This window comes from Hoeflea sp., assembly GCF_984452065.1.
Map to the genome: position 1 here is coordinate 3880 of NZ_CFHWAF010000146.1, position 6834 is coordinate 10713.

Annotated in this window: 11 protein-coding genes and 1 tRNA gene; 2 read left to right on the forward strand and 10 right to left on the reverse strand. The window is 58.0% G+C overall.

Going from position 1 to position 6834, the window contains the following annotated elements; translation table 11 throughout:
* Nucleotides 1-80 precede the first annotated feature (80 nt).
* Nucleotides 81-165: transfer RNA gene (locus AC5E6N_RS20470), tRNA-Leu, on the forward strand.
* Nucleotides 166-437: 272 nt separating this feature from the next.
* Nucleotides 438-1658 (forward strand): integrase, encoded by a 1221-nt coding sequence (locus AC5E6N_RS20475; protein WP_491749547.1) that lies wholly within the window; start codon nucleotides 438-440, stop codon nucleotides 1656-1658.
* Here AC5E6N_RS20475 and AC5E6N_RS20480 read toward each other — a convergent pair.
* From AC5E6N_RS20480 to AC5E6N_RS20525, 10 genes are all read right to left on the reverse strand, one after another.
* Nucleotides 1651-1830 (reverse strand): hypothetical protein, encoded by a 180-nt coding sequence (locus AC5E6N_RS20480; RefSeq protein ID WP_491749548.1) that lies wholly within the window; start codon nucleotides 1828-1830, stop codon nucleotides 1651-1653. The genes AC5E6N_RS20475 and AC5E6N_RS20480 overlap by 8 nt on opposite strands.
* Nucleotides 1831-1874: 44 nt before the next feature.
* Nucleotides 1875-2321, reverse strand: a complete 447-nt coding sequence (locus tag AC5E6N_RS20485) for an ASCH domain-containing protein (RefSeq protein WP_491749549.1) — start codon at nucleotides 2319-2321, stop codon at nucleotides 1875-1877.
* Entirely contained in the window at nucleotides 2314-2781 is a 468-nt protein-coding gene (locus AC5E6N_RS20490) for a winged helix-turn-helix domain-containing protein (RefSeq protein ID WP_491749550.1), read from the reverse strand. The genes AC5E6N_RS20485 and AC5E6N_RS20490 overlap by 8 nt, the downstream gene beginning before the upstream one ends.
* The gene (locus tag AC5E6N_RS20495) at nucleotides 2781-3296 is read right to left on the reverse strand and encodes a DUF4031 domain-containing protein (RefSeq protein ID WP_491749551.1); all 516 of its coding nucleotides are present in this window, start codon (nucleotides 3294-3296) and stop codon (nucleotides 2781-2783) included. Before AC5E6N_RS20495 ends, AC5E6N_RS20490 begins: the two co-directional genes overlap by 1 nt.
* On the reverse strand, nucleotides 3259-3588 hold the full coding sequence (locus AC5E6N_RS20500; RefSeq protein WP_491749552.1) for a transcriptional regulator: 330 nt from the start codon (nucleotides 3586-3588) through the stop codon (nucleotides 3259-3261). Before AC5E6N_RS20500 ends, AC5E6N_RS20495 begins: the two co-directional genes overlap by 38 nt.
* Before the next feature lie 39 nt (nucleotides 3589-3627).
* Nucleotides 3628-4500 carry a hypothetical protein gene (locus tag AC5E6N_RS20505; RefSeq protein ID WP_491749553.1) on the reverse strand — a complete coding sequence of 291 codons (873 nt, stop codon included), beginning with the start codon at nucleotides 4498-4500 and terminating at the stop codon, nucleotides 3628-3630.
* Between the two features lie 16 nt (nucleotides 4501-4516).
* Nucleotides 4517-5050, reverse strand: coding sequence for a hypothetical protein (locus tag AC5E6N_RS20510; RefSeq protein WP_491749554.1), 534 nt, complete (start codon nucleotides 5048-5050; stop codon nucleotides 4517-4519).
* A gap of 32 nt (nucleotides 5051-5082) precedes the next feature.
* Nucleotides 5083-5319: a hypothetical protein gene (locus AC5E6N_RS20515; protein ID WP_491749555.1), complete on the reverse strand. Its 237-nt coding sequence runs from the start codon at nucleotides 5317-5319 to the stop codon at nucleotides 5083-5085.
* A 160-nt stretch (nucleotides 5320-5479) separates the two neighbouring features.
* Complete coding sequence (locus AC5E6N_RS20520) at nucleotides 5480-6145, reverse strand: hypothetical protein (RefSeq protein WP_491749556.1); 666 nt, start codon at nucleotides 6143-6145, stop codon at nucleotides 5480-5482.
* Between the two features lie 86 nt (nucleotides 6146-6231).
* On the reverse strand, nucleotides 6232-6450 hold the full coding sequence (locus tag AC5E6N_RS20525) for a hypothetical protein (protein ID WP_491749557.1): 219 nt from the start codon (nucleotides 6448-6450) through the stop codon (nucleotides 6232-6234).
* Nucleotides 6451-6834: the final 384 nt, after the last annotated feature.

Here is a 6834-nt window from a genome sequence, read left to right on the forward strand (position 1 = left end):
CTGCAAAAAAAAGGAACCGCCCCTTGTAAGGTCAAGGGCGATTTGGTACATGCGGCGCGCCGGTAACGGCTCTACCACGTGCGGTCGTGGCGGAATTGGTAGACGCGCAGCGTTGAGGTCGCTGTGGGGCAACCCGTGGAAGTTCGAGTCTTCTCGACCGCACCAATCAATTTCTTTTAAAGTATTGTATTTACTACCTAAATCGCGATAGCGATAATTGCTGCTTGGCCTGTTTTGAAAATTTGTGTTACAGATTGTGATACATATTGTGTTACACGCCCTGCCCTTCAGGTGGTCAATTGTCCAAGAGCGTCATTCCCAAGCGTCAAGAAAAGCAGAGTCACGAACCGGACCCAGATCGCTATTTGCAATGCCGGGCTGGGCACTGGCATTACTATCGCCGCGTCCCTAAAACCGCCAAGGCGGTAGACAAGCGCGTGTTCGTCCGGACGGCCCTCAATACTAAGTCTCAGGAAATCGCCCGTGTGCGGCGTGACGCGCACGAAAGGGCCGATGACCTCTACTGGTCCGGACTATCCAGCAATCGCGATGTGGAGCGCCATACGAAGCTCTATGAGGCTGCTATCAACCGTGCCCGGCTCATGGGCTTTGTCTATATGGAAGCCGACCAGATTGCGGCCACCGCTCCGCTACCCGATATTCTCCAGCGTGTCGCCAAGGCGAAACAAGCGTCCGCTTCCGAAACGGCCGCGCTCCTGGGTGGCGTGTCAAAGCCGAAGCTGCTCGTTTCCGAAGCCATGGAATTCTATATCGACACACTTGGCAAAGATGAAATCCGTGGACACAGCCCGGCGCAAATCAAAAGCTGGAAAAAGGTCAAATGGCGCGCGTCGGCCAATTACATCAAGGTGTCTGGCGACAGGCCGTTGCTTGAGGTTTCACGGGCAGACGCACAGTCGTTCTATGACTGGTGGAGCAAGCGGATCGACCGCCGCGAAGTCGGGCCAAGCGCAGCCAATCGCGATCTCGGCAATATGCGCAAGCTGTTTCGCCGCTTTACCGAGTGGCATGATCTGGACGTTCCCAATCCGTTTGACGGGCTGAACTTCAGCGAAAAGAAAAGCCGCAAGAAAAAACGGCCGCCCTTCTCGGTGGACTGGATAAAAACACGCTTTCTCAGTCCCGGCCCGCTTCAGCAATTGAACCTTGAGGCCCGTATCATCTTCCTGACTTTGATCGAAACGGGCGCGCGGCCGTCCGAACTATGCAATCTTTCACCGGATCGCATTCGCTTGAGCCACGACGTGCCGCATCTGGCGTTCGAAGAGGAAGACGGGCGCGTTCTGAAATCGGAATCGAGCGCGCGCCTGGTTCCCCTGGTCGGTGTCGCCCTGGCGGCAATGCAGATGGCTCCAGGCGGCTTTCCCCGCTATCGCGACAAGGAAACGCTTCTATCCAATACCCTGATGAAGTTCCTGCGCACGAATGATCTGCTGGAGACGCCAGACCATAAGGTCTATTCACTGCGCCATGCGTTCGAAAAGCGTATGCTGGAAGCCGGCCTTACCGACGATTTCCGGCGCATGATGATGGGACATGTCATTGAGCGGCCGGAATATGGCGACGGCGGCGCGCTGGAGTGGCGGCGCGATCAGTTGCTGAAAATCGCCCTGCCCTTCGATCCGTCGATTATTTAGTGTTCTTTTGCGCCTGTGAGGCCGCATAGCGTTGCCGGGCGGCGTCGAGGCGGGATTTGAGGCGCGGACCCTTGGCGGCAAGTTCTTCCCGCTCCCGCTCCAGCCGGTCGAATATGCAGATGAACTTTTCGCCGTCCTTATGGCTTTCGATCAGATCCGCAAGTTGCGCCATGGCGCAGTCTATATCTTCAAGCGTAACTCGGTCGCGCCCGTGCATCAGAAAAGGTTCCGCTGCGATGAATGTTGTATGGTGCCGGCCGTTACCGCTTTGACCGGTTCCCACTTGAAGAAACCAAGCTTTCCCTTGGCCGGAATGAAATCAACCGCCTTGGCGTCCTTCAGGACAAGGCCGGACGAACCCATGAACCATGGGCTGTCGCTGTGCCGGACGATTTCTATAAGTCTCGCTGTTCCGACAATGCCGCCACGCGGTAGCGCTTCCATCGCCGGGCAGCGAATGCCAATCCCGTTCATGAAGCGCGCAGCATCTTCATATTCACCCTTGGTCATGCCCTGGGCAGCATGGATGCAGAACGGCCCGCTGAAGCGACGTGCGGGATTGTTCTCGCTCCAGCAACGGTTCTCGATATCCTTGCCGGCACTGACAATCGCCCATGCCCAAGGCTGACGTATCGACAGGGCGAACAATGGAAGTTCAGTCATTGTCGGGCCTCCAGCCGTCGCGGATCGCGCGCACGTGGCGGCTGACCGCCATGGCGCTTAAGCCGAGTGCTTCGGCACATGCGGTTTGCGTGGTGCATGGATTGTTGCGATAGAAAGCCAAGACGCGGGCGCGGTTATGCTCTCCACGTTCCCAGCCGTGCAATTCGTCGCCGTCTTTCGCATCTGGCGTCGAGCGGGCAAAGGTTCCGCCATAGTCGCATGTCAGGGCGCGCACTGCATGCTCGCCGCCTACAAAGGCCGGCACCATTTGGCCGCCAAACAGCAACGACAGATATACGCATCCTGTTGCCGCCACTTCCGCTATTTCATCATCGGACAAACGCCATTTGGTGACGCATGTCCCTTTGTTGGTGAAGGCGCGAACGGTCGAAGCATCATCGCGGCCACGCGGTGGACCGAAGCAGGTGTTGGTTCCTTCAAAGTCGATACACTCGCCCATCAGTCATGCTCCAATTCGGCCCGATTGCAGTCCGGACAAGGAACCGTCCGTCCTGGGCAACCCGGTTTTGTTGTGCCGCCCGGACAGTCACAGGAAGGCCAATGGCCGCACTCAAAGATGAAACCCTTGTTGCCGCAGGTGGAGCAATCATCCCCCGGCTTTCTGCGCCGCCACTTGGCTGTGCGCACGGCCGCAAATTCGGCGGGGTCCGCGTCGATCTTCGCCCGGTGCCGGCGTATCACGTCTACGATTTCGCGACGGCCGACCGGCTGTGCGCCGTGGCGGATCGCTTCTTTGCGCTTGGACAGGCAGATATCGAAATGCGGATGGCCGCCGGCCTGAAACCACTTGCGGTCAACGCCGATCCTGTCCGCCATTTCCAGCAATTCGGAAACGCTGTCGGCGACCATGTGGCACATCTTCATGCGGCCGTAGGGCGTGCGCATATTATCGACGTAAACAGTCATCAATCCCCCCTCACCTGATATAGAAATGCTTGGCGCGGTACTGCGCATTCATGCGGTTCGCTTCTGCCGGATCGTTGTATGACTGCCGGCCGGCTTCCCTGTCTTCGCGCTTCCAGGCTGTCGCCATGGCACAGGCGAGCGACCAGAAACCCAAAAGCTTTGCCGCTTTGCGTTCGTGCCGAAGGCCCATGAACACGTCATAGAGACACGCGCCGCGTGTCGCCCGGCGATTGTTCCAGGACTTGCGGCAAACAGGGCCGCAAAAGCGCTGCCCGTTCAAACGGCTCTCAAGCGGCTTGAGGCATTCGTGACAATGCGGCATACGCTGCTTATCCATCATGCAGGCCTTTCCCGTTTTTTGGCGGTGCGGTTAGTCGGCCTAAATCCGGGCCAGCCGCGCCGACAGTGACGCGCGGATTTGCTCTTCGCGTTCGAGTACGCCCCGGTAAATTTCGTGGTCTATGCGCTCTTCAATCGCGGCTTGAACGATTTCCTTTAACCGCCTTGGCGGTATGGCTTCGGCCTGGGTGGTCATGCCGCTGAAGGATCGTCTATCCGTCGCCTTGGGCGGCGCGGTCGGCAAGCGCATGTCGCGTATCTGTGGTTTGGTGACGGCAAGGCGGGTCACGGTCACGTCGCCGCCATAGTGGGCAACGAAGGCGTCAAGGTCTTCGTCCAGGCTCTTGACCATATGAACGCCGGAAGGATCGTGATCGCCGATATGGAGAATTTCGACGGCCTCATGATCCGCGATCTCGGATGCGAGATTGTGCTTTGTCGTCACGCTGTCGAAACCACCAGACGACAGAACGGACACGCCGTAATCCCTGCAATAGTTGGCAAGCTGTGGCAGCATGCCGGACGCTTCGCACCAAACCATGACATGAAGCGGCTGGCCTTCCTGGCGCTCCAGGCGGAAGCTACGGGCAGCGCTTTTGTAGCTGTCGATCATATGTTCTTCGTCATCCCAGCCATGCGGCGTGTTGCGCCGCAGACCGTCATCACGAATTTGGTACATGGCGATCCACTTCGCGCGCCGGGCTCGGTTCATGGTTTCGCAAAGCCGCTTGTATGCCTTTTCCGTCTTGTCGTACTCAAAGTTGGAAACCAGCATGTAGAAAATCTGCCGGAGCGTCAGAGGCAGAATGTCACTGTTTTCCGTCAATATGGATTTGACGTTCTCGACAAGTTCAACGGTGTCAGCGCGCGGGTTCCAATCGTAAATGAATCCCCTGGGACGGTTCGTTGTCATGATCGTGTTCCCTTTCCTATCGGCCCTGCCGCCACGCCTCGAAATCGCGGCAATGGGCAAGCCAGCGCTGCTGCGCGGCGGCGTCTGTATTCAGTTCTTTCTTGGACTGGATGCGCACGGCGGCGCGCTGTGCGGCTTCAATGGCTTCCGTGCCGGCTCCCGGTTCCAGGCTGTGCCCTTGCTCCAAATACCGGATATAAAGCGGTTCGCCGCATTTGATGGCGGCCTGGGTGGCATAGTTCCGATTGATCAGCGCCGGCGGCGCAGTGGCCGGTTGCCTTTGCTTCAAGCGTTCGATTTCCTGGAACGATCGATCAATCAGGTTCAGAAGAAAGCCGATATCCGCATAGGCGCTGCCGAGATATTCAATCTGTTCGCGCGGTACGTCGGCGGCAAATTCAGCCGTGGGTTCAAACTGGCCCGTCTGCGGGTCGCACCACAGAACCGTTGCGCCGCCAAAAAACCCGAACGACATTTCGGCTGTCTCGGCGTGGCGGGTGCGGATCGCCCGCAAGCGCCGCGCGACACGCTTACGCGGGTCTTCCGTCATGGGGCTATCATGGAGCGCGCGGCTGGCGACGTTCACGGCCGTTGCTCCCCGCTGTCGCTGCCATCGCCGGCCGTCTCAACCCCTTCATGAATGATGGGCACGATTTCCCGCAGGAGCGCCCGGCAATCGGTTTCGAAATCGGGCATGCTCTCGCACGGTTCGGCCGGCGGGCATTGCTCCCACTGGCACCATGCGTTGAGCTTCTTTTGCAAAAGCGTTGCCTTGTCGGCCGCCAACTTCAGGGCGTCGGGATTAATGCGCGCGCTCATACAGGCTTTTCCCCATAGAGCGCCACAATCAGCCGTTCCCAGCCTTCCCAAAGACCATGCGCCGCGCCGGCCACGCAAAGCAGTAAGACAAGGCTGGCAAGGCCGCTGATGATTGCGGCTGTGCGGTCGATTTTTTTTGCACTCGTGCTGGAAGACGACATCATACAACCGTCTCCAGTGCGTCTCCGCCCCACTGTTTTGCCATGGCTGTGGCGATACCCGGAAAGAAGCGCGACCGGTCCTTCCAGCGGTTCGGTCCCGGTGGTGCCCGATGTACGCGGGACCATGCCTTGTGTTCGGGTGTCCCCGCCTTGGGCGGTGTCAGTTTGTTAGTCGGCACCAAAGAAGGAAGGTTTCGGCAGTAAAGGCCTGTTGCCTTGAAAAACGGTTCGCCGAACCACCAAGGCTGAACAATTTGGGGTTTCGCCAGATCGGCCGGCATACGTTCGCGGGCATGCTTGTGCATGATGGGGTTTTCCAGCGCCACGCAGTCAATGGGTGCGTTCCAGAAATCGCAAAACAGCGCCGCGCCTTCGTCCAGTTCAGCCCACATGCTTTCAAGCGTGCGGCCGCGCGGCGGCTTTGTCAGCCAGCGAACGCCGGAGTTGCAAAGGCGTGTGCATGGCGGATGCGCAACCATAAGCAAATCCCAGCCATCGCCGAGATAGTCGCGCGCGTCACCGGTGATATGGCGGTTGCTGAAGTCCTCGGCAGGCAGCAAATCGCATGACCATGCATCGTGCCCTAAAGCCAGAAAGGCATTTCGGACGGTGCCGGAGTATTCGCAGGCAACCAAAATCCGAAGTGATTTGACTGGCTTGTGCATTCAGTTCTCCCTTTCCGCCTCCCTCGGGCCGCGCCGACCGGGTTTCCGGATTGGTCAACGCGGCCCTGTCCGTGGGAGGACGGACGTTAGGCGGCGTGCTTGATGTGTTTTGTTGAGAGAGCGGCGGCCCTGTTGCGGGCCTTTTCGCCATAGGTAGAGATTTCAGCTTCGGTGAAGCCTTCGCGCTTTAGGTCGTCTTCGCTGGCATCGCCTTTGAGGCTGACCAGCTCCTGCATGATTTCGGCCATTGCCCGAGCAATGGTGCGGGAACGGCGGGCGCGGATAATCCTTGCGTAATTCATCATGTCGTCTCCGTTGGGTACGGAGTGCATAGTAGCCATATTGGCTATATTTGTGTCAAGTTAAAAATTGCCAATTTGGCTACTATTGGCAATACCTCCGTCAAACCCGGTTGCATGGGAGGATCAGATTGCAGTTTGGTCAGGCGATCCAGAAACGCTTTGTTGAGGGGAAGTAACGCCACAACAGAGCCCAATTTATAGGGGCACCTGCTTATTCGCCGCCATACAATGGGCAGTTGATGAAGTCCTCCTTACTACGTAAAATAGTTGGCGTCTTATAACCTCGCACAACCGTATATTTTGCCTCGCTGCCAAGGGGTCATTATGGATATTTTCGGTCGTGTCCCCTGAAGTGGTGTAGCAGTGCGTTAGCAAAGCCGTTCGCGA